Origin of the sequence: Streptococcus moroccensis (assembly GCF_030812835.1) — a bacterium.
Taxonomy (GTDB): Bacteria; Bacillota; Bacilli; order Lactobacillales; family Streptococcaceae; genus Streptococcus; species Streptococcus moroccensis.
Window position 1 is genome coordinate 17,011 of record NZ_JAUSTM010000002.1, and the last position, 25,921, is coordinate 42,931.

General features: G+C 41.5%; 25 protein-coding genes, 1 other RNA gene and 1 pseudogene. 20 read left to right on the forward strand and 7 right to left on the reverse strand.

From position 1 onward, the window contains the following. Position 1 precedes the first annotated feature (1 nt). The 11 genes from J2S23_RS01070 to J2S23_RS01120 all read left to right on the forward strand — a co-directional run bounded on the left by J2S23_RS01070 (position 2) and on the right by J2S23_RS01120 (position 13,059). Entirely contained in the window at positions 2 to 493 is a 492-nt protein-coding gene (locus J2S23_RS01070; RefSeq protein WP_307121050.1) for an SIS domain-containing protein, read from the forward strand. A gap of 143 nt (positions 494 to 636) precedes the next feature. Further along, positions 637 to 2,190 carry a glucose PTS transporter subunit IIA gene (locus J2S23_RS01075; RefSeq protein WP_307120919.1) on the forward strand — a complete coding sequence of 518 codons (1,554 nt, stop codon included), beginning with the start codon at positions 637 to 639 and terminating at the stop codon, positions 2,188 to 2,190. A gap of 60 nt (positions 2,191 to 2,250) precedes the next feature. After that, complete coding sequence (locus tag J2S23_RS01080; RefSeq protein ID WP_307120920.1) at positions 2,251 to 3,711, forward strand: glycoside hydrolase family 1 protein; 1,461 nt, start codon at positions 2,251 to 2,253, stop codon at positions 3,709 to 3,711. Between the two features lie 33 nt (positions 3,712 to 3,744). Next, entirely contained in the window at positions 3,745 to 4,524 is a 780-nt protein-coding gene (locus tag J2S23_RS01085) for a sulfite exporter TauE/SafE family protein (protein WP_307120921.1), read from the forward strand. A gap of 262 nt (positions 4,525 to 4,786) precedes the next feature. After that, on the forward strand, positions 4,787 to 5,674 hold the full coding sequence (locus tag J2S23_RS01090) for a LysR family transcriptional regulator (RefSeq protein WP_307120922.1): 888 nt from the start codon (positions 4,787 to 4,789) through the stop codon (positions 5,672 to 5,674). Positions 5,675 to 5,764: 90 nt separating this feature from the next. Further along, positions 5,765 to 6,706: an NmrA family NAD(P)-binding protein gene (locus tag J2S23_RS01095; RefSeq protein ID WP_307120923.1), complete on the forward strand. Its 942-nt coding sequence runs from the start codon at positions 5,765 to 5,767 to the stop codon at positions 6,704 to 6,706. Between the two features lie 14 nt (positions 6,707 to 6,720). Continuing rightward, positions 6,721 to 7,659, forward strand: a complete 939-nt coding sequence (locus tag J2S23_RS01100; protein ID WP_307120924.1) for an NAD(P)H-binding protein — start codon at positions 6,721 to 6,723, stop codon at positions 7,657 to 7,659. A 338-nt stretch (positions 7,660 to 7,997) separates the two neighbouring features. After that, complete coding sequence (locus J2S23_RS01105; RefSeq protein WP_307121051.1) at positions 7,998 to 8,684, forward strand: YjjG family noncanonical pyrimidine nucleotidase; 687 nt, start codon at positions 7,998 to 8,000, stop codon at positions 8,682 to 8,684. A 60-nt stretch (positions 8,685 to 8,744) separates the two neighbouring features. Further along, complete coding sequence (gene uvrC / locus J2S23_RS01110; protein ID WP_307120925.1) at positions 8,745 to 10,559, forward strand: excinuclease ABC subunit UvrC; 1,815 nt, start codon at positions 8,745 to 8,747, stop codon at positions 10,557 to 10,559. A gap of 86 nt (positions 10,560 to 10,645) precedes the next feature. Further along, on the forward strand, positions 10,646 to 11,143 hold the full coding sequence (gene tpx / locus J2S23_RS01115; protein WP_307120926.1) for a thiol peroxidase: 498 nt from the start codon (positions 10,646 to 10,648) through the stop codon (positions 11,141 to 11,143). Between the two features lie 407 nt (positions 11,144 to 11,550). Further along, entirely contained in the window at positions 11,551 to 13,059 is a 1,509-nt protein-coding gene (locus J2S23_RS01120) for a CAP domain-containing protein (protein WP_307120927.1), read from the forward strand. Positions 13,060 to 13,120: 61 nt separating this feature from the next. Here the strand turns inward: J2S23_RS01120 and J2S23_RS01125 are convergent, their stop codons facing one another. Then, positions 13,121 to 13,720, reverse strand: a complete 600-nt coding sequence (locus tag J2S23_RS01125) for a TVP38/TMEM64 family protein (RefSeq protein ID WP_307120928.1) — start codon at positions 13,718 to 13,720, stop codon at positions 13,121 to 13,123. Positions 13,721 to 13,793: 73 nt separating this feature from the next. Here J2S23_RS01125 and ssrA point away from each other — a divergent pair. Beyond that, positions 13,794 to 14,140, forward strand: a transfer-messenger RNA (tmRNA) gene (gene ssrA / locus J2S23_RS01130). Between the two features lie 121 nt (positions 14,141 to 14,261). Here ssrA and J2S23_RS01135 read toward each other — a convergent pair. From J2S23_RS01135 to J2S23_RS01145, 3 genes and pseudogenes are all read right to left on the reverse strand, one after another. Beyond that, positions 14,262 to 15,334 (reverse strand): annotated as a pseudogene (locus J2S23_RS01135) (tyrosine-type recombinase/integrase). Between the two features lie 136 nt (positions 15,335 to 15,470). Then, a complete protein-coding gene (locus tag J2S23_RS01140) occupies positions 15,471 to 16,019 on the reverse strand; it encodes a hypothetical protein (RefSeq protein WP_307120929.1) in 549 nt (182 codons plus the stop codon). A 66-nt stretch (positions 16,020 to 16,085) separates the two neighbouring features. Beyond that, on the reverse strand, positions 16,086 to 16,835 hold the full coding sequence (locus J2S23_RS01145) for an XRE family transcriptional regulator (protein ID WP_307120930.1): 750 nt from the start codon (positions 16,833 to 16,835) through the stop codon (positions 16,086 to 16,088). A 157-nt stretch (positions 16,836 to 16,992) separates the two neighbouring features. Here J2S23_RS01145 and J2S23_RS01150 point away from each other — a divergent pair, with 157 nt between their 5' ends. Further along, complete coding sequence (locus J2S23_RS01150; protein ID WP_307120931.1) at positions 16,993 to 17,133, forward strand: hypothetical protein; 141 nt, start codon at positions 16,993 to 16,995, stop codon at positions 17,131 to 17,133. Positions 17,134 to 17,393: 260 nt separating this feature from the next. Here the strand turns inward: J2S23_RS01150 and J2S23_RS01155 are convergent, their stop codons facing one another. Then, on the reverse strand, positions 17,394 to 18,029 hold the full coding sequence (locus tag J2S23_RS01155) for a DUF4145 domain-containing protein (RefSeq protein WP_307120932.1): 636 nt from the start codon (positions 18,027 to 18,029) through the stop codon (positions 17,394 to 17,396). A 52-nt stretch (positions 18,030 to 18,081) separates the two neighbouring features. Between J2S23_RS01155 and J2S23_RS01160 the strand changes: the two genes are divergently transcribed. Then, positions 18,082 to 18,372, forward strand: a complete 291-nt coding sequence (locus tag J2S23_RS01160; RefSeq protein WP_307120933.1) for an ImmA/IrrE family metallo-endopeptidase — start codon at positions 18,082 to 18,084, stop codon at positions 18,370 to 18,372. Here J2S23_RS01160 and J2S23_RS01165 read toward each other — a convergent pair. Continuing rightward, positions 18,362 to 18,499 carry a hypothetical protein gene (locus J2S23_RS01165; protein WP_307120934.1) on the reverse strand — a complete coding sequence of 46 codons (138 nt, stop codon included), beginning with the start codon at positions 18,497 to 18,499 and terminating at the stop codon, positions 18,362 to 18,364. The genes J2S23_RS01160 and J2S23_RS01165 overlap by 11 nt on opposite strands. A gap of 185 nt (positions 18,500 to 18,684) precedes the next feature. On the opposite strand from J2S23_RS01165, the gene J2S23_RS01170 reads away from it, so the two are divergent. The 6 genes from J2S23_RS01170 to thiI all read left to right on the forward strand — a co-directional run bounded on the left by J2S23_RS01170 (position 18,685) and on the right by thiI (position 25,145). Then, positions 18,685 to 18,870 carry a helix-turn-helix domain-containing protein gene (locus J2S23_RS01170; RefSeq protein ID WP_307120935.1) on the forward strand — a complete coding sequence of 62 codons (186 nt, stop codon included), beginning with the start codon at positions 18,685 to 18,687 and terminating at the stop codon, positions 18,868 to 18,870. A gap of 16 nt (positions 18,871 to 18,886) precedes the next feature. Next, positions 18,887 to 19,108: a helix-turn-helix transcriptional regulator gene (locus J2S23_RS01175; protein ID WP_307121052.1), complete on the forward strand. Its 222-nt coding sequence runs from the start codon at positions 18,887 to 18,889 to the stop codon at positions 19,106 to 19,108. A gap of 219 nt (positions 19,109 to 19,327) precedes the next feature. Next, complete coding sequence (locus J2S23_RS01180) at positions 19,328 to 21,799, forward strand: bifunctional DnaQ family exonuclease/ATP-dependent helicase (protein ID WP_307120936.1); 2,472 nt, start codon at positions 19,328 to 19,330, stop codon at positions 21,797 to 21,799. A 76-nt stretch (positions 21,800 to 21,875) separates the two neighbouring features. Continuing rightward, positions 21,876 to 22,631 (forward strand): 3-oxoacyl-ACP reductase FabG, encoded by a 756-nt coding sequence (gene fabG / locus J2S23_RS01185; protein WP_307120937.1) that lies wholly within the window; start codon positions 21,876 to 21,878, stop codon positions 22,629 to 22,631. 146 nt (positions 22,632 to 22,777) lie between these two features. Then, a complete protein-coding gene (locus tag J2S23_RS01190; RefSeq protein ID WP_307120938.1) occupies positions 22,778 to 23,923 on the forward strand; it encodes a cysteine desulfurase family protein in 1,146 nt (381 codons plus the stop codon). Between the two features lie 7 nt (positions 23,924 to 23,930). Continuing rightward, positions 23,931 to 25,145: a tRNA uracil 4-sulfurtransferase ThiI gene (gene thiI / locus J2S23_RS01195; protein ID WP_307120939.1), complete on the forward strand. Its 1,215-nt coding sequence runs from the start codon at positions 23,931 to 23,933 to the stop codon at positions 25,143 to 25,145. Positions 25,146 to 25,259: 114 nt separating this feature from the next. Here the strand turns inward: thiI and plsY are convergent, their stop codons facing one another. Continuing rightward, on the reverse strand, positions 25,260 to 25,898 hold the full coding sequence (gene plsY / locus J2S23_RS01200; RefSeq protein WP_307120940.1) for a glycerol-3-phosphate 1-O-acyltransferase PlsY: 639 nt from the start codon (positions 25,896 to 25,898) through the stop codon (positions 25,260 to 25,262). Positions 25,899 to 25,921: the final 23 nt, after the last annotated feature.

Here is a 25,921-nt window from a genome sequence, read left to right on the forward strand (position 1 = left end):
TATTCAGTTTGGCGTTGTGGGAGATGCTTTTGAGATGGCGGAGACCTTTAAAAACCGTATGGTCAAACTTGGAAAGCCAGTCACTATCGAGCGGCGCTTGGATAATCTCTTTTTCACGGCCCTGCAGGCAACAGATACGACTTGCTTTATCTTGATTTCCTACTCAGGAGAGACGGAATCAATTTTAAAAGTGGCAGAGGTTTTGAAAAAAAGGCAGTTGCCGACCATTGTACTGACTTCATTTGGGGACAATACCCTGTCTCAGCTTTTTGAAGTGGTCATTCGTCTATCGACCAGGGAGCGATTGATTGAAAACCTTGGAAATTTCAGCTCATTGATTTCTATCTCCTTTATTCTAGACAGCCTCTACGCCAGTTATTTCCAAAGAGATTATGACAAGCACTATAATCAAAAAGTCATGATGTCCCGTGCTTTTGAGCAAAAACGGAAATCTAGCAATCCCTTGTTAAAAGAAGGGTTAGAAGACTATTAATCATCCAGTCCGCAACAGTGTTGCGGATTTTTGCTGTTTTTATGGGACAATTTAGCAACGCTAGTGAAAGCAGCTGAAAGACTATTGTTTTAAGAGATGAAAGGGAATACAATCATATCATCAAACAATAAGGAGTTGACGTCATGGCTAAAGATTACACAGCATTGGCACAAACGATTATCGATAAAGTAGGGGGCGAGGATAATGTGAATTCCCTGATTCACTGTGCGACCCGCCTGCGCTTTAACCTCAAGGATGAGGGCAAGGCTGACACGGAAGGTCTCAACAATATCCCAGGCGTGATTAACGTGGTTCAGAGCGGGGGACAGTATCAGATTGTCATTGGACCAGAAGTGGCTTCGGTCTTTAAGGCGATCACTGCCCAGGCTAATTTTAGCGTTGGAGAAGAAGCGCCTCAAGAAGAGGATGATAAGGGGAAAGTCGCTAAGGTCTTAGATACCATTGCAGGTATGTTTGTACCAATCGTGCCTGTCATGGCCGGTGCTGGGATGATCAAAGTCATCAACTCCTTGAGCCTCATGTTTGGCTGGTTAACGCCTGAAGACAATACGTTTAAGTTTCTAAGTATTTTTGGGGATACCATCTTTTATTTCCTTCCTGTCATTCTAGCCGCATCTGCCGCTAAGAAATTCAAAACCAATCAATACCTCGCAATGGCCATTGGGGCAAGCCTGATTAGCCCAACCTTTGTGGCCATGGTTGGAGCGGCGCGTGAGGCAGGGACAGGGCTTGATTTTTTAAGTTTACCTGTTACGCTGGCTAATTATAGTTCCTCAGTTATTCCGATTATCCTTGCGGTATGGTTCTTGTCTTACGTGGAGCCAGTGGTGACAAAGTATACGCCAGCTATCTTGCGAATTTTCCTGGCACCGATGGTGACTTTGCTCATCGTCATGTCAGCAACCTTCCTCTTCATTGGTCCTTTGGGAACATGGATGGGGGATGGCTTGAACGCCCTTGTATCGATGCTAAATGGTGTCGCACCATGGTTGGTGCCAATGCTTATCGGGGCAACGTCTCCACTCTTGGTTATGACTGGCATGCACTACGGCATTATCCCAATCGGGATCAATATGTTGGCGACAAAAGGAATCGATACAGTAGCAGGGCCAGGGATGATGGTTTCAAACATTGCCCAAGGTGGTGCAGCACTTGCGGTTGCCTTTAAAACCAAAGATAAGCCCCTCAAAGCCTTGTCCATCTCAACAGGTATTTCAGCTGTATTAGGGATTACAGAGCCTGTGCTTTATGGGGTCAACCTTAAATACAAGCGTCCCCTTTACGCAGCCATGATTGGTGGTGGCGTAGCTGGACTTTATCTTGGTGTTATGGGTGTCGCCCTTGTACCCAGCTCAGGAGAGATTGTTGCCCCAGTCAATGGTGTGCTCTCAACGGTCTTTCCGACTGGCCATGCCTACAGGATTGTTCGTCCTGATGGTGTTGAAGTGCTGGTCCATATCGGCATTAACACGGTTGATTTAGCTGGTCAAGGCTTTAAAGCTCTAGTGCAGCAAGGTCAGTCCGTCAAAGCTGGTCAGGCGATGGCCTCCGTTGATTTTGAGCTTGTGAAAGCAAAAGGCTACGACACTAGCATCATGACCATTATCACAGATGCCAAGGGCAAAGACATGATGTTAAAGACTACAGGAGAGGTTTTTGCCGGAGATTTAATCTAAGAAACGGGAGCAGGAGGGGAATCCCTCCTTTCGTTTCCATCATTTGAAAAGGAGTTTGCAATGGGATTTAAAACAGATTTTCTCTGGGGTGGTGCAACAGCTGCTAACCAGATTGAAGGTGCCTTTGACCGAGATGGTCGTGGCTTGACGACTATGGATACCTTGACGGTTGGGGATAAGGATAGACCGCGTCAGATTACCTTTAAAACCTTGGAAGGGGAGGTGAAGCATGCAGAGCGTTTGGCCGCCGTTCCAGAGGGTGCTGTTGGCCATATTGCCCCGGATGTTTTCTACCCTTCTCACACAGGAATTAACTTTTATGACCATTACAAGGAAGACATCAAACTCTTCGCGGAAATGGGCTTTAAGGCCTATCGCATGTCCATTGCTTGGACACGTATCTTCCCAAACGGCAATGAGACAGAGCCTAATGAAGCTGGTCTTGCCTTCTATGATGCGGTTTTTGATGAATGCCTGAAATACGGGATTGAGCCAGTCGTTACCTTGTGTCACTTTGATACTCCCCTTTACTTGGCAGACCACTATGATGGCTGGTCCAGTCGTGATGTCATTGGCTTTTTTACCCATTATTGTGAAACGGTATTTAAGCGCTATAAAGATAAGGTCAAGTATTGGATGACCTTTAATGAGATCAATGTTTTAAGGTCTTGGTTGCAGATTGGTATCCATCAAAACGATGATCAGACCAAGTTTCAGGCCCTGCATCATGTCTTTCTTGCCTCAGCTAAAGCGGTGCAGCTCTGCCATCAGATCATACCGGATGCTATGATTGGCAATATGGTCATGTATGCCCCCAGCTATGCCATGACTGCTAAACCAGAAGATGTCTTAGAAAATATCGCCTATAAACGCCAAGTGGAATTTTACCTAGACATTCAGGTTAAGGGCTATTACCCTGCTTACAAATTAAAAGAATTTGAACGCAAGGGTGTGCAAATTGCCATGGAAGAGAGGGACTTGGACTGTCTGGCTAGCGGCACGGTTGATTTCATCGGCTTTAGCTACTACATGTCGACCATGTCTACAACGGACACTAGCGTGCCAAAAACACCTGGCAACAATGTTCTCAGCTACAAGAACCCTAATCTAGAGGTTTCTGAGTGGGGCTGGACCTTGGACCCGCTAGGCTTGCGCATCGCCCTTTCGGAGATGTATGATCGTTACCACGTGCCCCTTTTTATCGTGGAAAATGGCCTTGGTGCCATAGATACTTTAGAGGCTGACGGCACAGTCACAGATGATTACCGGATCGATTACCTGCATACCCATATCAAGGCGATGAAAGATGCCGTTGATTTGGATGGGGTTGACCTGATGGGCTACACGCCATGGGGCTGTATTGATCTGGTCGCTTGGTCCACAGGCGAGATGAAAAAACGCTACGGCTTTATCTATGTGGATGTGGATGACCGTGGGCAAAGGAGCTTCAAACGCTACAAGAAAAAATCCTTTGATTGGTATCAAGCAGTTATTGCCAGCAATGGTGAAACCATCACCTAATAGAGAGAGACCATATCTAGAAAGAAGGCTAACTTGGACATCTTACTTTACACACTTATCGTTTTGTTTGCGATTGCCATTGGGGCAACATCAGGAGCAGGAGGAAGAGCGATTATCAAACCTCTCTTTGATCTTATTGGCATCGATAATGCTACAGTGATAGGCATGTATGCGACGATCGCTGTCTTTGCCATGTGCCTGTCTTCTATCATCAAACATGCCAAAAACGGGGTAACGTTTGACAAGAAGATTCTTTTTGGTTTGTCCATCGGCTCTGTTGTAGGTGGGATACTGGGAGAGATGGTTTTCAAGCGCTTGACTCAGGCGGTGCCCAATCACACGGTTACCTTGGTGCAGTCTATCTTGCTCTTCATCGTCCTCTTATCTGTTTTACTCTTTACCCAATTTCGATACAGATTTCCCAAATACCATCTCAAACACCTACCAACCATTATTGTAGTCGGAATGCTTGTCGGGGCCCTATCTGTTTTCTTGGGAATTGGTGGCGGACCTCTGAATATCATTGTTCTAGTAGGAATGATGTCTTATACTACTAAAGAATCAGCCCCTTATTCCATCGCTATGATTTTCTTTGCCCAGATCCCCAAAGTTCTAAAACTACTGACCGTTGCCCCTCCAGAGAACTTCAGATGGGCTCTTGTCCCTCTGATAGTCATTGCTGCCATCTTAGGTGGCCATATCGGGACGGTAATCAATCACAAAAGCACGGACAAACAGGTCAATCGGATCTATGCGATCCTGATGACAGGACTTTTGACGGTATGCCTCTATAATATTGTTAGTAATTTTTAGAAAAAGTGAACTCAGCTATTTCTGATGGTTGAGTTTTGAGATTTTAACGTTTAGAAAGATTTGAGTTAACTTTTTTGAAATCCAAGATCTACAAAAATGTGAGCTCTTTCATGAAGATTACGAAGGGTCAACCCTCAGAGACCACCTTGACATCCCAGTTCAGTACGGTGTGAGGGAATAGGAAATCTACAACATAAAATCTTACTCCAATCAAATACATGCTATAATGTCAGTATAGTATTTGAAAGAGCGGTGTCAAAAAATGCATATCGAAAAACTACGTTATTTTGTGGATTTATATGAATGTCGAAATTTTACTGAAACAGCCAAAAAGAATTATATTTCACAAGCTTCGATGAGTCAGTACATCACGTCACTCGAAAAAGAATTTGAGACACGATTTTTTGATCGTACTGTAACCCCTATTCAACCAACTGCAGCAGGAAAAGTTTTTTACAACAATGCCAAGCTTTTATTAAAACAATTCGATGAAACTAAAGAGCAAATCCGGCATTCGTCAGAAACACAAATCCCATGTTTGCACTTAGCCTATACTTCCTTAAGCGATTTAAAATTAGTAATGCCTTTTGTATCCTTTTTAAGAGAGGAGAAGTATCCGATCACCATTGAATTAGAAAAAGTTGCCTGTAAGGACATTGAATCCTTTGTTCAAAAAGGCTTAGTTGATATTGGTTTATCATTTAGTGATGAGTTTACAAGTGAAAAACTGTCACAGGTTTTAGTAAAGTCTGGCCATTACCAAGCTTTGGTTGCTAAGGGGCACCCCTTGTTTGAGTCATCGCTGATTAAAGTCGAAGATTTGTATCGTCATCCCTTATTGATGCTAAGTGAAGATAGTATGGGCGAAAGTTTTCTAACGATGAAAGAACGTTCACTAAAAGATGGATACTTTCCAAATATAGCGCGAACAGTAGATGATTTTGAAGAAGGTTTTTTCTATATATTGTCTGAGCAACTGATTGGTTTTGGAACAGAAGACTATCATTTGTCGAAACTTAATGGTCTGATACGAAATGTTCCCATTGAAGGAAGCCAGCATGCTTATGACATTGTGCTTGCTTTTGATAAAACTACTGAAAATAAGGCTGTAGAAGAGTTTATACAGGCTTTTCTAGATTATCAATCATAAAAACAAATAGGCGATAAAAAAATCAAATTGGATTTCTGACAGCGTTTCCATTATAATAGAATTATCAAAAAAGAAAGCGAGATAATTCACATGTCAAAAGTTTTGTTAACAGGAGTAGATGGAAACCTCGGAGGTTTAGCTGCAGACTATTTATTAGAATTGACAGCAACTGAGAATCTTATTTTTGGAGGATACAGTGAAGAGGCCCTTGCTCCCTATGCTGCCAAAGGAGTTGATACCCGTCAAATGAATTTCAACCATTCGGAAGGTTTAGCTGAAAAATTTGCGGGTGCGGAAGTTCTTGCCTTAATTTCAATGCCATTTGTTGGCAAAAAACGCCAAGCAGCCCATAAAAATGTTGTAGATGCCGCAAAGGAAGCGGGTGTGAAAAAAATTGTCTATACGTCCTTAGTGAATGCTGCTGACCCGACAAACCCAAGTGTTGAAAAAATTGACCATGCCTTTACTGAAAAATACATTGAAGAATCTGGCTTAGACTATATCTTTTTGCGCAATTCACAATACGCGGAAGCCATGATTACCAATTATTTTACCTTTGTGCATATGAATGCACCTTTAGCGAATAGCCAAGGCGATGGTAAAATGGCTTACATTTCAAGAAAAGATTGTGCCAAAGCAGTTGCACATGCTTTGCTAGCAGATGACCTGCATCACTCGATTCAAAATATCAATGGTCCAGAGTTAATGACGATGGCGGAATTTGTAGAAATTGGAAATGAAGTGACTGGGAATTCTATTTCTTACAATGCGATTACTGATGAAGAAAATTATGCTATTTTCGATGCGATGGGTGTTCCACGAACAACGGATGGTGAATTCAAAAAAGATTCAGAAGCACCATATTCTTCTGAAGGGATGGTGACCTTTGCACAAGCTATTCGTGAGGGTAAAATGGATCTATGTACCGAAGATTTTGAAACCTTAACTGGTGATAAAGCTTTGACGGTTCGTTACATGTTCGAAAACCAAGCGGAATTCCAAGTTGGAGAACGCCATTCACAAGACAATTAAGGAGGTTGGTTTCTATGTCCAAAATTGTTGTAAATGGGGTAGATGGGAACTTTGGTCAGCAAGTAGCCCAATATATTCAAGAATTACTTCCAAAAGAATCACTGTTGTTTACAGCCCCAAGAGAAGAAGCCTTAACAGTCTACAAAGAAAATGGCATTGCTACAGCAGTGGCAGATTTCAATTCGCAAGAAAATTTGGTTACAATATTTGAAAATGCAGACAAGGTTCTTTTGATTTCGATGCCATTTGTTGGAGAAAATCGAAGAAAAGCCCATCAAAATGTAGTGGAGGCTTGTGTTAAAGCAAATGTAAAACAAATTGTTTATACTTCGGTACTTTCAGCCAGTCATCCCTTAAACCCAAGTATCGAAAATATTGATCACAGTTTTACCGAAGCCATTATTCAAAATTCTCCGCTTGACTATATTTTCTTACGCAATTCCTTATTTGCAGAAGCATTTATTAGTGATTATTTGAGGGCTGTTGACGCCAAAGAAACCAGTATTGCCAAAAACATGGGAGATGGACGGGTTTGGTTTATCTCTCGTAAAGATGCAGCCTTTGCTGCGACTTGTGCACTTTCAAATGATTTGCTACACCGAGAAGTGTTAAATATCAACGGTGTTGAACCAGTATCCTATCAAAATTTTCTGGATATTGCCAATAAGGCTACGGGGAATACGATCTCTTATACCAAATTAACAGATGATGAACTTTATGCCTATTTTGATTCTATAGGTGTTCCACGTGATACAGATGGAGACTTCAGCAAGAGTCCTATTCAAGCGACTTCTGAAGGTATGGTTAGTTTTGGAACAACTGTCACACAAGGCTTTTTAGATGTTCCTGTTAGTGATTTTGTCAAATTAACCGCCCGTCAACCGCTTAGTATCGCACAAATGTTTGAAAACAGTGACGACTTCTTACTGGGCGAGCGCCATAGTTTGGAGTAAATGAAACCATCATTTTAATTTATGATTTGTTTGTTTTTATTTGTTCAAAATTTAAAAACCTGATAAAACTTTTAGACTGAAGATGAAGCCCTTAGAAAATATGTATCTAAGGGTTTTACATTTTGAAAATTTACATTGGGAACAAATCTTGTCCCTTGAGTATTTTAAAATTATAATATAATTAACATAATCCAAGGCCTAGGAGAAAAAAATGGAAAATATAATGCTAATTTTCTTAAGAAAATATTTTTAATTAATAATGAAGAATATGATAATGATTTTTTAATTAATCAGACTGTTGTGTTATAATAAAATGATTAATTGATTGGATAAAAATGATGCCCTACAAATACCTTCTCTTCGACCTTGACCACACCCTGCTTGATTTTGATGCGGCTGAAGATGCTGCACTGGATGCTCTTTTTGCAGAGCAAGAGGTTGAAGATATTCAAGCCTTGAAAGCCTACTATATTCCCATGAACCAAGGCATGTGGCGGGCCTTGGAGCGAGGAGAAATCACGAAGCAAGAATTGGTTTCTACCCGCTTTGCCAAAGCCTTTGCCCATATCGGTCGTGAGCTTGACGGCGTCTATCTAGCTGACCGTTACCAATATTTTCTGTCCCAGCAAGGTCAGACCTATCCTGGCGTTCATGAGCTCCTAGATACCCTAAAAGACCGTGGCTATAAGCTCTACGCCGCGACCAACGGCATCAGTGGCATCCAGCGTGGGCGCCTAGCCCAGTCGGGGTTACTCGAACGCTTTGACGCCCTCTTTATCTCGGAAGAGATGGGGACGGCTAAACCCTTGGCGGCTTATTTTGAAAAAATAGCAGAGCAGATAGATGAGTTTCAGCCAGATCAGACAGTCATGATTGGAGACAGTTTGACAGCTGATATTCCTGGCGGCATTGACGCAGGGTTGACAACCATTTGGGTCAATTTTAATCAGCTAGAAAACACCAGTCAGTGGCAACCTGATTACACGGTCACGGATCTGGAGCAATTGCTGACTATACTGGATTAAAAGAGCTAACGGGATTAGCTCTTTTTTCCTTTGTCTGCTCTGCTATGGTATAATAAACCCATGAACAAAACGATTCAAGCTAAGTTGGAGCTCTTGCCGACCAGCCCTGGTTGCTACCTCCACAAAGACAAAAATGGTCAGATTATTTATGTGGGCAAGGCCAAAAATCTCCGCAATCGCGTGAGGTCTTATTTCAGAGGCAGTCACGATACCAAGACCGAGCTTTTAGTGTCTGAGATTGAGGATTTTGAGTTTATCGTCACGACTTCTAATATTGAGGCCTTGCTGCTTGAGATTAACCTCATCCAGGAAAACAAGCCCAAGTACAATATTCTCCTTAAGGATGACAAGTCCTATCCCTTTATCAAGATAACCAATGAGCGCCACCCTCGTATCATCATCAGTCGCCAGGTCAAAAAGGGGACAGGGACCTACTTTGGCCCTTATCCTGACGCTTATGTGGCCAATCAGATTCAAAAACTTCTCAACCGCCTTTACCCTTTTCGCAAGTGCAAACTTCCTGAGAATAAATACTGCCTCTATTACCATCTCGGACAGTGTTTAGCGCATGGCGACAATATGCCAACGCGTGAAGATTATGCACAGATGACCAAGGAAGTTGGACAGTTTTTGAACGGTCAGGACGATAAGATTGTCCATGAGATTAAAGCCAAGATGGCTAAGGCTTCGGAAAATTGGGAGTTCGAGAGAGCAGCCGAGTATCGAGACGTGCTCGAAGGGATTTCAACCCTACGGACCAAGCAACGGGTCATTGCCCATGACATGCAGGACCGCGATGTCTTCGGCTATGCCGTCGACAAGGGCTGGATGTCTGTTCAGGTTTTCTTTGTCCGCCAAGGTAAGCTCATTGAGCGCAACAGCCAACTGTTTCCTTATTATGGGGAGCCTGACGATGATTTCCTGACCTTTTTAGGGCAATTTTACCAGGATAGTCAGCACCTCATGCCAAAGGAAGTCCTGCTGCCCCATACGATTGAGGCAGAGTCGGCCCAAGCCTTGGTTTCAGCCAAGGTGATTCAGCCCCAAAAAGGGGAGAAGAAGCAACTGGTCCAGTTGGCCATCAAGAATGCCAAGGTCAGTTTGCAGCAAAAATTTGACCTCTTGGAAAAAGATGTGGTCAAAAATCAAGGCGCTATTGAAGGTCTCGGCCAAGCTTTGGGACTGGATAAACTCCGCCGCATTGAAGCCTTTGATAACTCTAACATCATGGGAACCAGCCCTGTCTCCGCCATGGTTGTCTTCATCGATGGCAAGGCCAGCAAGAATGATTACCGTAAATACAAGATCAAGACCGTCCAGGGGCCTGATGACTACGCCAGTATGCGAGAAGTGATTCAGCGTCGTTACAGTAGGGTAAAACGTGAAGGCCTGGCAGAGCCTGACCTGATTATTATCGATGGGGGCTTAGGCCAGGTCAATGCAGCCAAAGAAAGTCTAAATACCATCGGTATGGCCCACATTCCTGTCGCCGGTCTGCAAAAAAATGATCGCCACCAGACCCATGAATTACTCTTTGGGGAGCCTTTAGAGGTCATCGAACTCAAGCGGAATTCTCAGGAATTCTTCTTGCTCCAGCGCATTCAGGATGAAGTCCACCGCTTTGCCATTACCTTCCACAGACAAGTGCGCAGCAAAAACGCCTTCTCGTCAAAACTGGATGACATCGAGGGCCTTGGGCCCAAGCGGAAACAAAACCTCCTCAAGCATTTCAAATCCATTACCAAAATCGGCCAAGCTAGCGTGCAAGAAATTGCAGAAGCAGGCGTTCCCTACCAAGTGGCTGAACGGGTCAAAGAGAAGTTGGGGAAGGATGGAACAGAAAAAACTGATGCTAATAATTTGCAATCAAAATAATTGGTTTTGTCGCCTAATTTCATTACAATAAAAGAAAAGGGTTTCATATCAGACTTACCCCAAAAAGCCTGTAAAGGAGACAACTTATGCCTACATTTATTGGAAAACCAGTTACAGTCGACACAGCTAAGCAATTACAAGTGGGAGACATAGCACCTGAGTTTAGCTTGATGGCGCCTGATTTATCGACGAAATCTTTATCGGATTTTGATGGTAAGAAAAAAGTTCTCAGCATCGTGCCATCTGTGGACACGGGTATCTGCTCTACCCAGACCCGTAAATTTAACGAAGCTCTATCAGAACTTGACGACACGGTTGTCATTACGATTTCGGCTGACTTGCCGTTTGCTCAAGACAAATGGTGTGCGGCAGAAGGGCTAGACAATGCTATTTTGCTGTCTGACTACTATGATAATCGTTTCGGAAAGGCCTATGGTGTGCTGATGGAAGAATGGCATCTTTTGGCGCGTGCGGTCCTTGTCCTTGATAAAGACAACAAAGTAACCTATGTCGAGTACCTTGACAATGTCAATTCCGAGCCTGATTACGAGCCAGCTATCGAGGCAGTAAAGGCTATCAATTAGGCAACTGAACTTTAAAATTCAGAATTAGTGATTTTTGAGCACCCTTGAGCAATTTGAGGAGCTCTTATAAGATTTCAGTCATTATGACATATGAACCAGAGTTATGTGTGACTCTGGTTTTTTGCATGATTAAGATAGTCTTTCTATATTATAACCATTCGGAAATTAGTTTATGTTGTCTTTATTGTCTCAAAAAGTGTTACAACATTTTGAAAAACTTGTGCTAACCCTGTAACAAGTCCCTCATTTAAAGGAAAAAAAACCTTAAGATTGCATATCAGTTAAGATAGGGTATTGAAAAAGCTATCCGATGACATATTGACTTGAGATTGTTTTTATCTTGTAAAAGCATTGTCCTCTTTCCCATGTTACAATGTCTCCATCATCCCAATAGTGAAGGAGAAAAAATGCTAAAAAGAAAAAATGACAAACGAAGAGTAAGTTGTCAGAAACGAAAAAAACTGCCAACACTTGTCAGTAAGGTTGCCCTTATGACCAGTGTTGGAATAGCGAGTGGAGTCAGTGGGACAGTGCCCGTTCTAGCAGACAGCTCAGTAACTGAAGTGACTTATCGCTATGATACAGAAACAGGTTTCACGGCGACAGAATACACTCAAGTGGTTACGAGTCTTCCTGAAACTGTTCAAATTTTCTCAAATGAAAACACCACACAATATCGTTCGATTAATAGCAAATTAACTGATTATCGGACTGCTATAAATGGATTTCGATTCAAAGGATACATCATTGGAAAGCCTAAGCAAACCCAAAGGACTGCCATATCAAAAGCTACTCTTCACCTACCATTTATTGATTTTTTAAACGAAAAGTCTTTTGAACAGTATGGAGAAGCTGAGGATGTCAGGTTTGAGATAGGTGATCAAACGGTTAGTGAGACAGAAACAAAAGCTGAGTATCAGGCAAAAGAAGAAAATTACTTAGACAACGTTCTTCAAGAAGAAAAACCACTTCAATTACCACAAGATGTCTCTGAAATGACAGAGCCTGAGGTAACTCAAGCAGTCGTTGGTGCCCCAGAGGATAGCAGTACTTATTCTGATGACCAAAATGTTCCAAGTAACGTAGAGCAACCCAGTGTTACTGAAGCTTTTGTGGTTCCTGAATTAGAGACGAATGAAAGTGATGCCACCATCTTAGTGGAATCAGATAGCGACGAGGCTCTTATTTCTGAAACATCCGATTCAACCAATGAAAACAACACTGATCTAGTAACAAATGCTTCAGGGGATGCGATTGAGACCGCACAGTTACAGGTCTCCTTAGGAGACACTGTTCGTCAGACAGCCAGCATACAGGTCGCCCTCAATCAATCGTCGGTGAAAACCAAAGCGATGACGGAGCTTGCAAATCTGAGACGAGATATGTATCAAAATGTTAATCCGAAATTTAACGGAACAGACCTGAGAAGCTATCTCGCAACACAAGGGATTACCTCAGCTGAGCAGTATGCCACACTCTTTACATGGAATAATTCTCTGGAACGCCTTGCTATTCAAAGGGCTGTAGAAACAGGAGTACATCGCCAAATTGCTCATTTGCGAGCTAATGGAGAAAGTATCTTCACAGCCAGAGACCTGCTAAGTGGCCAGAGTTTCAACAGTGAAATTATCCAGTGGGGGCTTGATATTCAGGCTGCTCTGACCAATGCAAATGGTTTTGCATATGGTGAAGTGGATGCGTTAAATAGTGCTAATGGATATGCTAACAGTGCAAATGGCCATCTGCATACTTTGCTAGATCCAGCTTACAGGTCCTATGGTTTTGCCAGCATCAGTCACCCAGATTTTCGATATGGACAAGTGACGCTTGGTCTTGCACGGCGAACCCAGTCGATAGATGAAACAGGAACAAGCCTCGATGGAACTTATGAAATTACTTATGCGACTGGTTCTTAAAGACAGTTAACCTTCAAAAAGAAACCCTGCTGCCAATAAACTGGAGCAGGGTAATTTTGCTTTATTTTATAAGGAGGAACCGCTGAAGCCATTCCCCACCATTAATCAATAGATAGCTATAAACAACAATGGAGACAGGACGGCACAGCAGGATAATCATGAAGAATCTACGATAGGACATACTGGTCAAGCCCGTAATCATGACCACAATATCGGCAGGAGCCATCGGCGAAATCATACAAAGGATAAAGAAGATTTCAAATCCTCGCTTATTGTCAATTTTTTGCTCGTACTTATAAAAGGTTTCCTCAGACATGAAGAGTAAGCAAAATTTTTTGCCATAGGTTCTTGCCATGTGAAAAAGAATTAAAGAACCAACAATGATACCGCCTGAATTAATAAAGAAAGCAAGAATTGGTTTAAAAATTAAGAATCCTACCACAGTCGTAACGCCACCTGGAATAATGGGAAATACCACCTGAACGACTTGAATTAAGAAAAAAGCAAATGGGGCAATCAGTGGATACCGCATTGCCCAGTCTTTCATGGCATTTTGATCGTTGAGGATGCCATTTTTATAAAGAACAATCACGACGATAAAGGAAGCGATTAGGGCTAGAATGCCTAAAACTTTAAATGTTTTTTGCCAGAATCTATACATACTATGATTATACCATGCAAAGTAATTTTTTGTGATTTCAAACCTTATTTGGTATAATGAAGTATCTCATTTTGGGGTCGTTACGGATTCGACAGGCATTATGAGGCATGTTCTGCAACTCGTGTGGCGACGTTAACGCTCAGTTAAATATAACTGCAAAAAATACAAACACTTACGCTTTAGCAGCTTAATAACCTGCGGGCGTGACCAAAGGCCGTTTGCTTACGGCAGCCTGAGGTCTTAAAACAGTAAGCTGGTAGCTTGAGCTTGTCTCGCCTTAAGCTACGAGATCCAGAGACTCGCCAAAGTTGGGCTTGAGCCTTGTGTCGAGCCTTGGTTAAAGTAATACAGGGCCTATGGTTGTAGACGAATATGTTGGCAGGTGTTTGGACGTGGGTTCGACTCCCACCGGCTCCATTTTAAAGTTTCATAACTTTTCATAAACTCGCAAATATTGATTAAATCAATGTTTAGCGGGTTTTTTCTTTTTCTGTTTTTATCTAATTTTGCATAATAGTGATTACCAAATTGATTACCAGTTTTAAAAATCGAGATAGTTGGATAGTTTATCGGCAATATCATCCACCGCTTTCTGTGTGATGTGAGTGTAGACATTCATGGTGGTCTTCAAATCGGAATGTCCAAGACGATACTGAGCTTGTTTCAAAGTCATACCAGCATCAAAAATCAAAGAAGCGTGAGTGTGTCTAAATCCATGAATCGTGATTAGTTCAAGGTCGCTATTTTTTATTATCGAAAGTAGCCATTTTCTCGGAAGTGGCGGTGGCATAATTCCGCCTTGGCTATTTCCAAATATCAATTTTGATTTAGGGCATTGCTTTTTCAAGTCGTTTAAAATAGCCTCTGTTTTTCCGTCTAAACTGATTAAACGTTCGCTAGACTTATTCTTCGTCGTGCTTATTTCAAGTCCTGTATGGCCACGAGAGACGGCTTTATTGATGTTTAACGTGCCGTCGTAGAAATCATCCCAAGTTAAGGCTTGTAATTCTCCTATGCGGACACCCGTAAATGCCAGGACACGAAAAAGTGCAATTTTCTTAATATCTTCGGTTTCCTCTACGAGTTCCATAAATTTCTGCAATTCGTCTTTATTCCAAAATTTCTTCTTGCTGTTTATCTCTCTTTTTATTTTGGGGGCAGATAGGCTCTCGGCGGGACTAGATTCAACATATTCGAAGCGTATGGCATATCGGTAAATATTTCTTACGAGGCCAAGGAGTTTGCCTCCGTATTTAATTTTCCTAACCCATTCGTTGACATGGTTTTGTAATTCAAGTGGTGTGATCGCAGCAATCTGTCTATCCCCGATAGATGGCAATATGTGATTCTTTAAATTCCTCTCTGTCTTGATATAGGTGCTTTCAACGACATCTCTCTCATAGTCTTTCAACCATTTATCAGTCAGCTCTCTAAATGTCATTTCACTTTTTGGTTTTTCGATTTCTTCTTGCAGTAACATAAAGGCGGTTCGAGCTTTTTTTTAGTCTTAAAATTAGCTCGCTTGATATATTTACGCTTACCGTCTACCATACCAATGTAAAATGTAAACTTGTAAAAAGTCTGACCTTTCTTTTGATAAGACTTTATTTCCATTGATTCCACCTCCTTTATATGTTAAAATAGGTATAGTAAAAGAGACCTTTTACGGTCTTACTTTTATGAATAGCGCCCCCTCACGTTTTAGTTTGCCGACTGGACGTGGGGGTTTTTGTTTTAAATAAAAATTAAATTAATTCATAAAAAACATTTGGACGTTATTAGCTTCAGCTTGTGTCAATTTAGTAGCTATTGTTTTAATCTCTCCTGTGTTAAGGTCACGTAGCAGAATCGATGCTTTACCAGGTTTCTCCTCAGAGGTTGTTGTTGACACGGAATCCATTTTACCTTTTTTCTTACGATTAGCGCCAGCCATAGCTCCGACCATAGTTCCAACACCAGGAGCAAGAATTGTACCCAATGCAGCGCCACCCAACACACTCCCGGTTCTCCCTTGCTGGCTAGTTCTCCCTTTTGTCATTGTTTTTTCAATCACCTTAGAACCATCATAGTTAAAACCGGCAAAGCTGAATAAAGTAGGATTCTCTGAAAATGGTCCAATATAAAAATTTCCATCTATTGTTTTTCGGATAGAAGTAGCACTTGAGAAACTGTTAGAGGCTGGAAGACTGATTTTAGTCTCTTGATTAGCTTTATTTCTCATATCGTTTGCTTTTACAATTCCATCTTTAGTTTTGTCAGCAGCGGTCTTGGCTAGTGATTTTAACTTATCAAAATCCATCTTTATCTCCTATCTATATTCCAACTATATTCTTAAATTCTTCCTGGATCATTTGTTCGACCTGGATTAATTCTCCATCGGCATAAAATGCCCAACGACTAACCCAACGATGCGTGGATCTTCATCATACGGTGCGAATTTGTCACCGTATTTTTTATTTAGCGAGACGAGACGTAGGCCGTCTTCTTCACGATAGACTCTCTTAATATAGGTTTGTCCGTCCCATACAACCGCATAGACTGCACCGTCATAGTCAAAACCTGTTTCCTTGATTAAGGCGACTTCGCCGTTTAGATAGGTTGGTTCCATTGAATCACCCCATACCCAACTAGCAATGTCGTGATTGATTTCTTCTTCAAAATAAACAGTGTCGTAGTTGTAGTCCTCGTAGACAGCTTCACCAGTACCAGCCGAGAGACGTTCATAGACGTGGTACTCGACTAATGGTTCAGAAACGGTGGTCTCGTGTTTTTGTTCCTCTAATTGCTCCGTAGCGTACCCTAGGACGTTCTGTTTGCGTGGTGGGGTTAATTGTACCACCTTGTCATTAATCGCCTGTACAAGATCGTCTGGGGCTTGTAGGGACTCTTTAAAAGTTGTGTCTATATCTGACTTCTTAACTCGAAATACGTCAGCTAATTTCTGAATGACTCCAAAAGACGGAGCGCTCCGTAAATTGATGTAGTCAGAAAGTGTACTAGGTTTAATATCCAGCCTCTCAGCTAATTCTTTTTGAGTTATTCCTAACTCTTTTCTAAACTTAGTGATATTAGCTGAAATAATTTTAATTCTTTCTATATTATCGACTTGTTTCATAGTTTATTTTCTCCGTTTTCTAATTTTATTATATATCAAAATTGTAGGATAATCAATAAAAAATACGAAAAAATCTTATTTTTTTGATACAAACTGTTGGCAATACGAAAAAAACGTATTATAATATAATCAAGCTCAAGGAAAGGAGGCAAGGCAGATGATGGAACACATCATAAAAAGCCTAGCAGATAAGGAACTGACACTTCCGATAATCATGCTAGGCTTGGCAAGAGAAGCCCGCTTATGGCACAAACAAGTGCTTGAGCACAAGGCGGAACTTACTAAAAATAAGAAATAAGAGAACGGGGAGCAATCCCCAACCTCTTATCTTTAGTGTATCATCATCTGCCGAAGAAAGCAATATGAAATGGTTGTTTGGATTGTTGGTGACATCATTTGTCGCTCGTCAGGTTGTTAAGTATAAATCAAAGAAAAAAGCCCAGAAGGGCTAGGAAGGGGAATTTATGGAAAAGATAATTGCAATATCTGTTGAAGAACTTTTTAAAAAAGTGATAGAACAAGAGGAGAGAGTCTGTAAGATCGAAGAAGTTCTAGAAATTAAGAAGGAAGATGTTTCAACATAAATTTGGATTTAAATATCTGAATGATGATTTCTACATAGCTTTTTAAAACACTTAGGGGGATATCTGTTTCTTTGCTCCAGTGCGTGTAATGGTTACCAATCTCTCGTATAAAGTGAAGAGCGCCTTTTAATAAATCATCGTCTTTGACATAACGATCGATGGCGTTATTAAAAGTCAATCTAGGATTGGACAGATATTCTGCATCGTCTAACTCAAAATGAAGAGCGTAGTCTTTTATAAGACATTCGATAGCTGAACGATAGCCTGTGCCTGCGATATTCACGAGACCTAGTTTTTCAGCTTCGACTGCTTCGGAATAGAATTCTACAAACCTTGGCGCATGCTCAATAAAAACAGGGTCGATGTCGACGATTGTTTTGTTAGGGTAAACAAGGAGCAAGGTTCTTGTGCTGTCAGTTAGATTATCTTGGACAGAGTAATGGTATTTTTTACATGGATTACAGAAGTGGCTGTAAACAGTACAATTGTTAATACTGGCGATGTATTCATTTTTGGGATTGTTTCCTATGCCACAATTTGGGCAATATTTAGGGATTTCGATTACTATATCTCTACTGCCAGTGTAATATTTACAAGTGATAATTTCCATATCATTCTCCAATCATTTTATTTTAATTATACCACATAGAAAGGGGGGAACTATGAAAACCATAAAAGTCTGTGGCTTAAATTACACCGTTGTAATTAAGGAGCATTTCAAAGCTTATGATGATGAACGTAACCTGTGGGGATATTGTGACTACGAACAGCAGATAATTTATATTCGTGAATCACTGTCTGAAGAAAGAAAAAAGCAAGTGCTAATTCATGAATTAACACATGCTATTCTACAAGAAGCTGGTTACAAGGAGCAAGACGAAGAGTTGGTAACACGATTTTCAATCATACTGCACCAAGTTTTGAGCGAAAATCCAAGTCTTCTTAGTGTTTAGCTTCTTTGTGGTTCGCCAATGTTTTACCAGCTTTTGATTTAGCAGACGGAGATTTGCTTGTCGCTAATGTTTTACCAGCTTTGCTAACTGGCTTTGATGGTTTACAAGTTGATTTCGATTTTGCCATAAAACTCCTCCTTTCTAATATATTTGACACACAGGAGGAAATCACTTGATTTGGTAGTTAAAGTTGGATTTATTTACCTGTATGTCATAGGTATATTGTATCTTAATTATATTCACTTGTCAATATATAGTTGTGGATAACTTTTAGGACACAACATATTGTGTTTTTGGAAAGATGGTGGAAAAATGTGGGAAAAAATTAATAAATTAATAACAGAAAACAATACAACCATGTATGCTGTCAGTAAGAAAGCTGGTATTGGTCAAAACGTCTTGATTTCTTTAAAAGCGGGCCGGACCAAGAGGTTATATTTTGATACCGTCTGCAAACTAGCCGATGCCCTCGGTGTCAGTACGGAAGATTTTAGATAGAAAGGGGGTGGGGGTGTTGCAATGGACACTTGAAGCTATGCGAGTCAACAAAGGAATGACTCAAGCAGAACTTGCTGAGAAGTTCGGTGTGTCGAGTCAAACAATCGCAAGATTAGAAAAAGATAGCTCTGATATTGGCTATCAGACCTTAAAAAAATATATCTTGTTCTTTAACGTTCAATTTGATGATATTTTTTTAGGAAAAAAATACGAAAAAAACGTACATCAACCAACCTAGAAAGGAGACAGGGTGGAAAACAAGGTTTTCGAATATGACAAAGATTTGTACATCAACGACTATCGGCTCCATTTTAATATAAAACAGAAGTACTCACTTGCAGTATTTCTGTTTTTGTTTTAAGGGTAAATTCGGCTATCATCTGCACTGGTAAGAACATCGTAAGAAAGATTTCCCGCCTCCCAATCACTAGCCAACTTATGGTATAATAAAACCACTATGAAACACGAAATCAAGACCAAGAAATATGCCGTCGTGGATTTGGAAGCGACCTCAGCAAGTGCAGATGCACAGATTATTCAGGTCGGAATTGTTATCGTCCAAAACGGTCACATTCTTGAGACATACGAAACGGATGTTAATCCTCATGAGCCCTTGACACCACATATTAAACAATTAACAGGGATTACCGATGCTCAGCTGGCAATGGCTCCTGATTTTGGACAGGTGGCGCGTGACATTTATGACCTGATTGAGGATGCGGTTTTTGTCGCACATAATGTTAAGTTTGATGCTAATTTATTGGCAGAAGCTCTTTTTTTTGAAGGGTTTGAACTTCGGACGCCACGGGTGGACACGGTAGAGCTGAGTCAAGTGTTCTTTCCGACTTTGGACCGCTACAATTTAAGTTATATTACGGAAGAATTAGAAATAGAGTTGACTGACGCTCACACAGCTATTGCGGATGCCATGGCGACAGCTCATCTTTTCCTTAAGATTCAGCAAAAGATTATGTGTCTTCCTCAAGTAACGCTTACCAAAATCATGCAGTATGCTGACCATTTCATTTACGAGTCCAGCTTGGTAATTACAGAATTGCTTCCCTATGCCCAGCAAAACATCTCTAAAGAATACAATCAGGTTCTGGATTTAATCTTAAAAAAACAGTTGGTTTATGGTGAAGCTTACCATCTGGCTCCAGATTTTGAGCATAATGTGGCCTTGCTTGACTTGGATGCGCGTCCCCAGCAAGCGGATTTTGCCCGTCTGGTTACTCAGCATTTGGATGATCAAAAGATTAATTTTATTCAGGGGCAAGCCGGTATTGGTAAAACCTATGGTTATCTCTTACCGATTCTGGCCAAATACCCCAAAAGAAAACTGGTCATCTCAACCCCTACCAAACTCTTGCAGGACCAGATTATGGAGACCGAAGGGAGACGATTGGGAGAAGTGTTTCACATCAATTGCCATAGTCTTAAAGGGTTTGACAACTACATTAAGTTAGATAATTTTTGGACCACCTTGGAGCGTGAGGATGACAACCGGTTAGTTAATCGCTACAAGATGTTGGTACTCGTGTGGTTGACAGAGACCAAGACTGGTGATTTAGCCGAAATCAAGCAAAAGCAAGGGTTCATGCCCTATTTCGACGAGTTACGGCATGATGGTAAGATTAGCGAGCTAAGCCTGTTTCGAGATGATGATTTTTGGCAACAAAGCTATGAGAGGTCTAAGGTCAGCCAAGTTATTGTTACCAATCACTCCTACCTGTTAACGCGAGTTGTGGATGACAAAGCTTTTGTAGAGGATGCTATCTTAGTCATCGACGAGGCCCAGAAAATGCCGTCTCAATTAGAGAATTTCTCACGGCGACAGGTTCGCTTAGCTAGCCTGATTAGCGAGGTTGAGGTCCTTTATCGCCAAAGCCCCGATCTCTTGACTAGAAGATTATTGGAAAGCATTTCCTATCATATGGAGCAATTAGCCGATAGTGCCGGTAAACCAGGCAAAGAGGCTGTTGTGGAGAGTTGTGTGTCTCAAATGCGGCAAGATTTAGGAGAATTAGGCCCAACTGTTTTACCACGTTTAGCAGAGGTTCTCGCCCCCCAGTTTGATGATTTTTGGGTGACCCAAGAAGTTGGTGATGACAAACGCATCCGTGTTTTGCATGCGGCCAGTTTAGATTACCTCTATTTTAAGGATCTATTGCCAGACTCAACCAAACTTTTCTGTATCAGTGCGACTCTTGAAATTAGCAAAAGGGTTAATCTAGCGCAACTTTTAGGGTTTTCAACAGAGCAAGTCACAATGGGCCATATGCCACAAGACCGGCAGGCTAATCAAAAGGTCTGGCTTTTAAAAGATGTTCCGCAAATTCAAGATCTGTCCCTTGAGGCCTATGCTGACTTAATTGCTCACCAGATTAAACGATTAGAGCGCCTACGCCAGCCAATGTTGGTGCTCTTTAATGCCAATCAATCACTGTTAGCCGTTTCTCGACTACTGAGTGATTTCGGTATCAATCATCTCGCCCAGCATGGTCATGGGACAGCCGCCAATATCAAAAAAAGATTTGAACGAGGTGAGGCTCAGATTATACTTGGATCGGGTGCTTTCTGGGAAGGGGTTGACTTTGTCAATCACGATCAGATGCTGGTTTTGATAACTCGGCTTCCTTTTGAAAATCCACAGGACCGCTTTGTCCAAAAAATTAACCGCTATCTCAGATTAACTGGTCGAAAACCCTTCGAAGATTACCATTTGCCTCAGACTATTCTTAAATTGAAACAAGCCATTGGTCGCAGCAGTAGGCGCCCACTACAAAGCTCTGCCATTATCATCTTAGACAATCGTGTCCTCAATCGAAAATATGGCAAAAGCTTTAGGGACATGCTAGAAAGTGTTTGTGAGGTGGAGGATATTTCTAGTCAAAAGCTTGTACAGGCTATTCGAAAACACTTAAAATGAAAGGAAAATGCAATTTACTTTTCCTTTTTTGAAGTGTATAATGATTGTGAGAACGATTACAAAAAGGAGGCTACTTATGTTTCAATTAAAAGAGCAAATAGCTGTTGTGACTGGGGGAGCAAAAGGTATCGGTAAAGGTATTGTGAATGCCTTGCTGGCTCAAGAGGCTAAAGTTATCGTGTTGGATAAGGATGTGGAGGCTGGAGAAGCTTTGGCAAGAGAATTACCAATAGATTTTTTGAACCTCGATGTGACCAAGGCTGAGCAAGTGTCTCAAGTGTTTTCTAGGATTATAGAGGCATATGGAAGAATTGATATTTTAGCTTCAAATGTAGGGATTTTCCCACAAAAAACTTTGGAAAATATGTCAGAAGATGATTGGGATGCCATCTTTTCCGTCAATCTTAAAGGAACCTTCCTGGTTGTTCAAGAGGCTTTAAAACACATGAAAAAGCAAACTTATGGCCGAGTTGTTCTGACCTCATCAATCACAGGACCAGTTACAGGCTTTCCAGGTTGGTCCCATTATGGCGCCACTAAGGCAGGTCAATTAGGTTTTATGCGAAGTATAGCGCTTGAGTATGCTAAGTTTGGGATTACGGTCAATGCTGTACAACCGGGGAATATTCTCACAGAAGGTCTCATTGAGCAGGGGGAGGATTACCTTAAGCAAATGAAGGCAACTATACCTACGCATACTCTGGGCGAACCGATTGACATTGGTGCTGCTGTGGCTTTTTTAGCCAGTCCTGAAGCGCGATTTATCACTGGACAAACTCTAATTATTGATGGTGGACAAATTCTTCCTGAGTCCTTTGATGCTATATTATAAAAAATACCTGAATTTGGGTCGGACAGCTTTGCTTACAGAGCATTTATTAGCGTCTGACCTTTCTTTTATTTCTAATTATAGCTGGAATGGTGTTCTTATGGTATAATTTTAAAATATGGCATTTGCCAAACGAAGAAGGAAACGTAATGATTTATTTAGACAATAGCGCTACAACAAAACCTTACCCAGAAGTGCTTCACACCTATAAAGAAGTGTCTGAAAAAATTTGGGGCAATCCCAGTTCCCTGCACAATTTAGGAACGCAGGCAACACGGATTTTAGAAGCGTGCCGAAAGCAAATAGCAGAGCTTCTTGGTAAGCTTCCAGAGGAGATTTTCTTCACCTCAGGGGGAACGGAAGGGGATAACTGGGTCATTAAGGGTGTTGCTTTTGAAAAGCAGGCTTTCGGGAAACATCTAATCGTCTCAGCGATTGAACACCCAGCCGTGAAAGAATCCGCCCTCTGGTTACGTGAGTTGGGTTTCGAAGTGGACTTAGCCCCAGTGACCAAGGAAGGTTTTGTGGATGTGGAGGCACTCAAGAGCTTAATTAGATCAGATACCATCCTTGTCTCGGTCATGGCGGTTAATAATGAAATTGGAGCCATCCAGCCAATACAAGCTATTTCTGAGCTTCTTGCTGACAAACCGACTATTTCCTTTCATGTGGATGCTGTTCAGGCTGTCGGGAAAGTAGCTAATGAGGCCTATTTGACAGATCGTGTAGATTTTGCAACCTTCTCTAGCCATAAGTTCCATGGTGTCAGGGGTGTGGGCTTTATCTACAAAAAAACTGGAAAAAAAATTAGCCCCCTATTAACGGGAGGCGGTCAAGAAAATGAACTTCGTTCAACGACTGAAAATGTAGCTGGTATTGCGGCCACAGCAAAGGCCTTGCGGATGACTCTAGAACAAGCAGAACTCGTCCAAGCACGTCAAGCCAAGCTTAAAAATGTCCTGGTCGACGCATTAAAATCCTATCCTGATATCACCCTGTTTTCGGGCCACGAAAACTTTACAAACAATATCATCACCTTTGGCTTAAAAAATGTTCGTGGTGAGGTTGTGGTGCATGCTTTTGAAAGCCATGACATCTACCTCTCAACGACCAGTGCTTGCTCCTCAAAAGCCGGACATGCGGCGGGGACTCTCTTGGCCATGAAAGTACCCAGTAAAATCGCAACCACAGCCGTTCGTGTCAGTCTTGGAGATGACACTGACATGAGCCAGATGGAACAGTTTTTAACCATTCTTAAACAAATTTATCAACAAACTGAAAAAATTAGGAAGTAATAAACTCATGCAATACTCAGAAATTTTAATCCGCTATGGGGAGCTCTCCACCAAAGGGAAAAATCGGATGCGCTTTATCGGAAAACTTAGACGCAATATTGGTGACGTCTTGAGCATCTTCCCCGAAGTGAAGGTTACAGCTGACCGTGATCGAGGGCATGTTTACCTCAATGGTGCTGACTATAAAGCAGTATCAGAAGCGCTTTCCCATGTCTTTGGGATCCAGACTTATTCTCCGTCTTATAAGGTTGAGAAATCTGTTCCTGCACTGAAAGAAGCGGTGCAGACCATTATGAAAGGTGTTTATCAGCCTGGGATGACCTTTAAAGTGGTTACCAAACGGAGTGATCACACTTTTGAACTGGATTCCATTGAACTTAACCATACTCTAGGTGATGCTGTTTTTGAAGCGATTCCTGAGATTGAGGTCAAGATGAAGGGAGCAGATGTTGTTCTTCGTGTTGAAATTCGCACAGATGCCGCTTATATCTCTCATGAAACGCTCAAAGGTGCTGGAGGACTTCCGGTTGGGACCTCTGGTAAAGGAATGCTGATGCTTTCTGGGGGGATTGATTCTCCAGTTGCTGGATATCTGGCCTTAAAGCGTGGGGTTGATATAGAGGCTGTTCACTTTGCCAGCCCTCCTTATACCAGTCCAGGTGCCCTTAAAAAAGCGCATGATTTGACTCGTAAATTGACCAAGTTTGGCGGTAACATTCAGTTTATCGAAGTGCCATTTACGGAAATTCAGGAAGAAATCAAAGAAAAAGCCCCAGAAGCTTATCTGATGACACTAACCCGTCGTTTTATGATGCGCATTACTGATGCTATTCGCGAAAAACGGCAAGGCATGGTCATTATCAATGGGGAAAGTTTGGGGCAAGTGGCCAGTCAGACCTTAGAATCAATGCAGGCGATTAACGCGGTCATAAGTACTCCAATCATTCGCCCAGTTGTTACCATGGATAAGCTTGAAATCATTGAAATGGCGGAAAAGATTGATACATTTGAAATTTCCATTCAACCTTTTGAAGATTGCTGTACCATCTTCGCGCCTGACCGTCCTAAAACCAATCCAAAACTTAAAAATGTTGAACAGTATGAAGAACGGTTGGATGTGGAAGGCTTGGTAGCAAGAGCAGTTGAAGGCATCATGATTACTGAAATCACCCCTGAGGGAGAAATTGATCAAGTTGCTGAATGGATAGATGACTTACTTTAAATACTGAAAAAGCTTCTAGAAACGGACGTTTCTAGAAGCTTTTCTACTTGATTTTTAGAATGAAAGATTTGAGTAAAGCGTGTCTAGCTCTAATATAGCGAGCTTTAGCATCTATTATTTTTTGAGAGGTTTCTGTTTGGTCAAGTTCAATCCCCAAGGAATGAGATTTTCCTTTTTTCGCTTGATCCTCTGAATATTGTCACGGTGGCGAATGATGACAATGCTGGCAACAATTAAAACAACCAGTAGCAAAATCCAGTCCTTGGGAAGTAAAATCCCAAGCTGAGGTAGGATAATAACTGTTACAATTGCTGTTGCAGCAGCCACAACACTTGAGAAAGAAATCATAGATGTCAAGTAAAGACAGCCTGCAAAAATACTAAGCAAAATGATACAGTAGATGGGATTATACCCAAAAAGCATGCCTGCGCTAGTTGCAACAGCTTTTCCACCCTTAAACTGAGCAAACACGGGGAAGGTATGACCAATGACTGCCATCATCCCAAAGATGAGAGGTGAGACATCAGTGACCCCAAACCAGATCGGGAGTAAAACTGCTAATGTTCCTTTAAAGAAATCTAGCAAGAAAACAATAATCCCAGCTTTTTTACCCAAGATTCGGAAGGTATTGGTTGTACCAGTGTTACCAGAGCCATAGGCACGTAAATTCTTCTTATAAAAAACCTGTCCAATCCAAAGTCCAGATGGGATTGAGCCTAAAAGGTAGGCAATTAATAAAAATAAAATAGTCATAAATCGATTATAGCACAGATGAT

Coding starts and splice junctions, on each gene's coding strand:
- J2S23_RS01075 (WP_307120919.1), top strand. CDS start 637: ATGGCTAAAGATTACACAGCATTGGCACAAACGATTATCGATAAAGTA.
- J2S23_RS01080 (WP_307120920.1), top strand. CDS start 2,251: ATGGGATTTAAAACAGATTTTCTCTGGGGTGGTGCAACAGCTGCTAAC.
- J2S23_RS01090 (WP_307120922.1), top strand. CDS start 4,787: ATGCATATCGAAAAACTACGTTATTTTGTGGATTTATATGAATGTCGA.
- J2S23_RS01095 (WP_307120923.1), top strand. CDS start 5,765: ATGTCAAAAGTTTTGTTAACAGGAGTAGATGGAAACCTCGGAGGTTTA.
- J2S23_RS01100 (WP_307120924.1), top strand. CDS start 6,721: ATGTCCAAAATTGTTGTAAATGGGGTAGATGGGAACTTTGGTCAGCAA.
- J2S23_RS01105 (WP_307121051.1), top strand. CDS start 7,998: ATGCCCTACAAATACCTTCTCTTCGACCTTGACCACACCCTGCTTGAT.
- uvrC (WP_307120925.1), top strand. CDS start 8,745: ATGAACAAAACGATTCAAGCTAAGTTGGAGCTCTTGCCGACCAGCCCT.
- tpx (WP_307120926.1), top strand. CDS start 10,646: ATGCCTACATTTATTGGAAAACCAGTTACAGTCGACACAGCTAAGCAA.
- J2S23_RS01120 (WP_307120927.1), top strand. CDS start 11,551: ATGCTAAAAAGAAAAAATGACAAACGAAGAGTAAGTTGTCAGAAACGA.
- J2S23_RS01125 (WP_307120928.1), bottom strand. CDS start 13,720: ATGTATAGATTCTGGCAAAAAACATTTAAAGTTTTAGGCATTCTAGCC.
- J2S23_RS01140 (WP_307120929.1), bottom strand. CDS start 16,019: ATGGATTTTGATAAGTTAAAATCACTAGCCAAGACCGCTGCTGACAAA.
- J2S23_RS01145 (WP_307120930.1), bottom strand. CDS start 16,835: ATGAAACAAGTCGATAATATAGAAAGAATTAAAATTATTTCAGCTAAT.
- J2S23_RS01150 (WP_307120931.1), top strand. CDS start 16,993: ATGATGGAACACATCATAAAAAGCCTAGCAGATAAGGAACTGACACTT.
- J2S23_RS01155 (WP_307120932.1), bottom strand. CDS start 18,029: ATGGAAATTATCACTTGTAAATATTACACTGGCAGTAGAGATATAGTA.
- J2S23_RS01160 (WP_307120933.1), top strand. CDS start 18,082: ATGAAAACCATAAAAGTCTGTGGCTTAAATTACACCGTTGTAATTAAG.
- J2S23_RS01165 (WP_307120934.1), bottom strand. CDS start 18,499: ATGGCAAAATCGAAATCAACTTGTAAACCATCAAAGCCAGTTAGCAAA.
- J2S23_RS01170 (WP_307120935.1), top strand. CDS start 18,685: ATGTGGGAAAAAATTAATAAATTAATAACAGAAAACAATACAACCATG.
- J2S23_RS01180 (WP_307120936.1), top strand. CDS start 19,328: ATGAAACACGAAATCAAGACCAAGAAATATGCCGTCGTGGATTTGGAA.
- fabG (WP_307120937.1), top strand. CDS start 21,876: ATGTTTCAATTAAAAGAGCAAATAGCTGTTGTGACTGGGGGAGCAAAA.
- J2S23_RS01190 (WP_307120938.1), top strand. CDS start 22,778: ATGATTTATTTAGACAATAGCGCTACAACAAAACCTTACCCAGAAGTG.
- thiI (WP_307120939.1), top strand. CDS start 23,931: ATGCAATACTCAGAAATTTTAATCCGCTATGGGGAGCTCTCCACCAAA.
- plsY (WP_307120940.1), bottom strand. CDS start 25,898: ATGACTATTTTATTTTTATTAATTGCCTACCTTTTAGGCTCAATCCCA.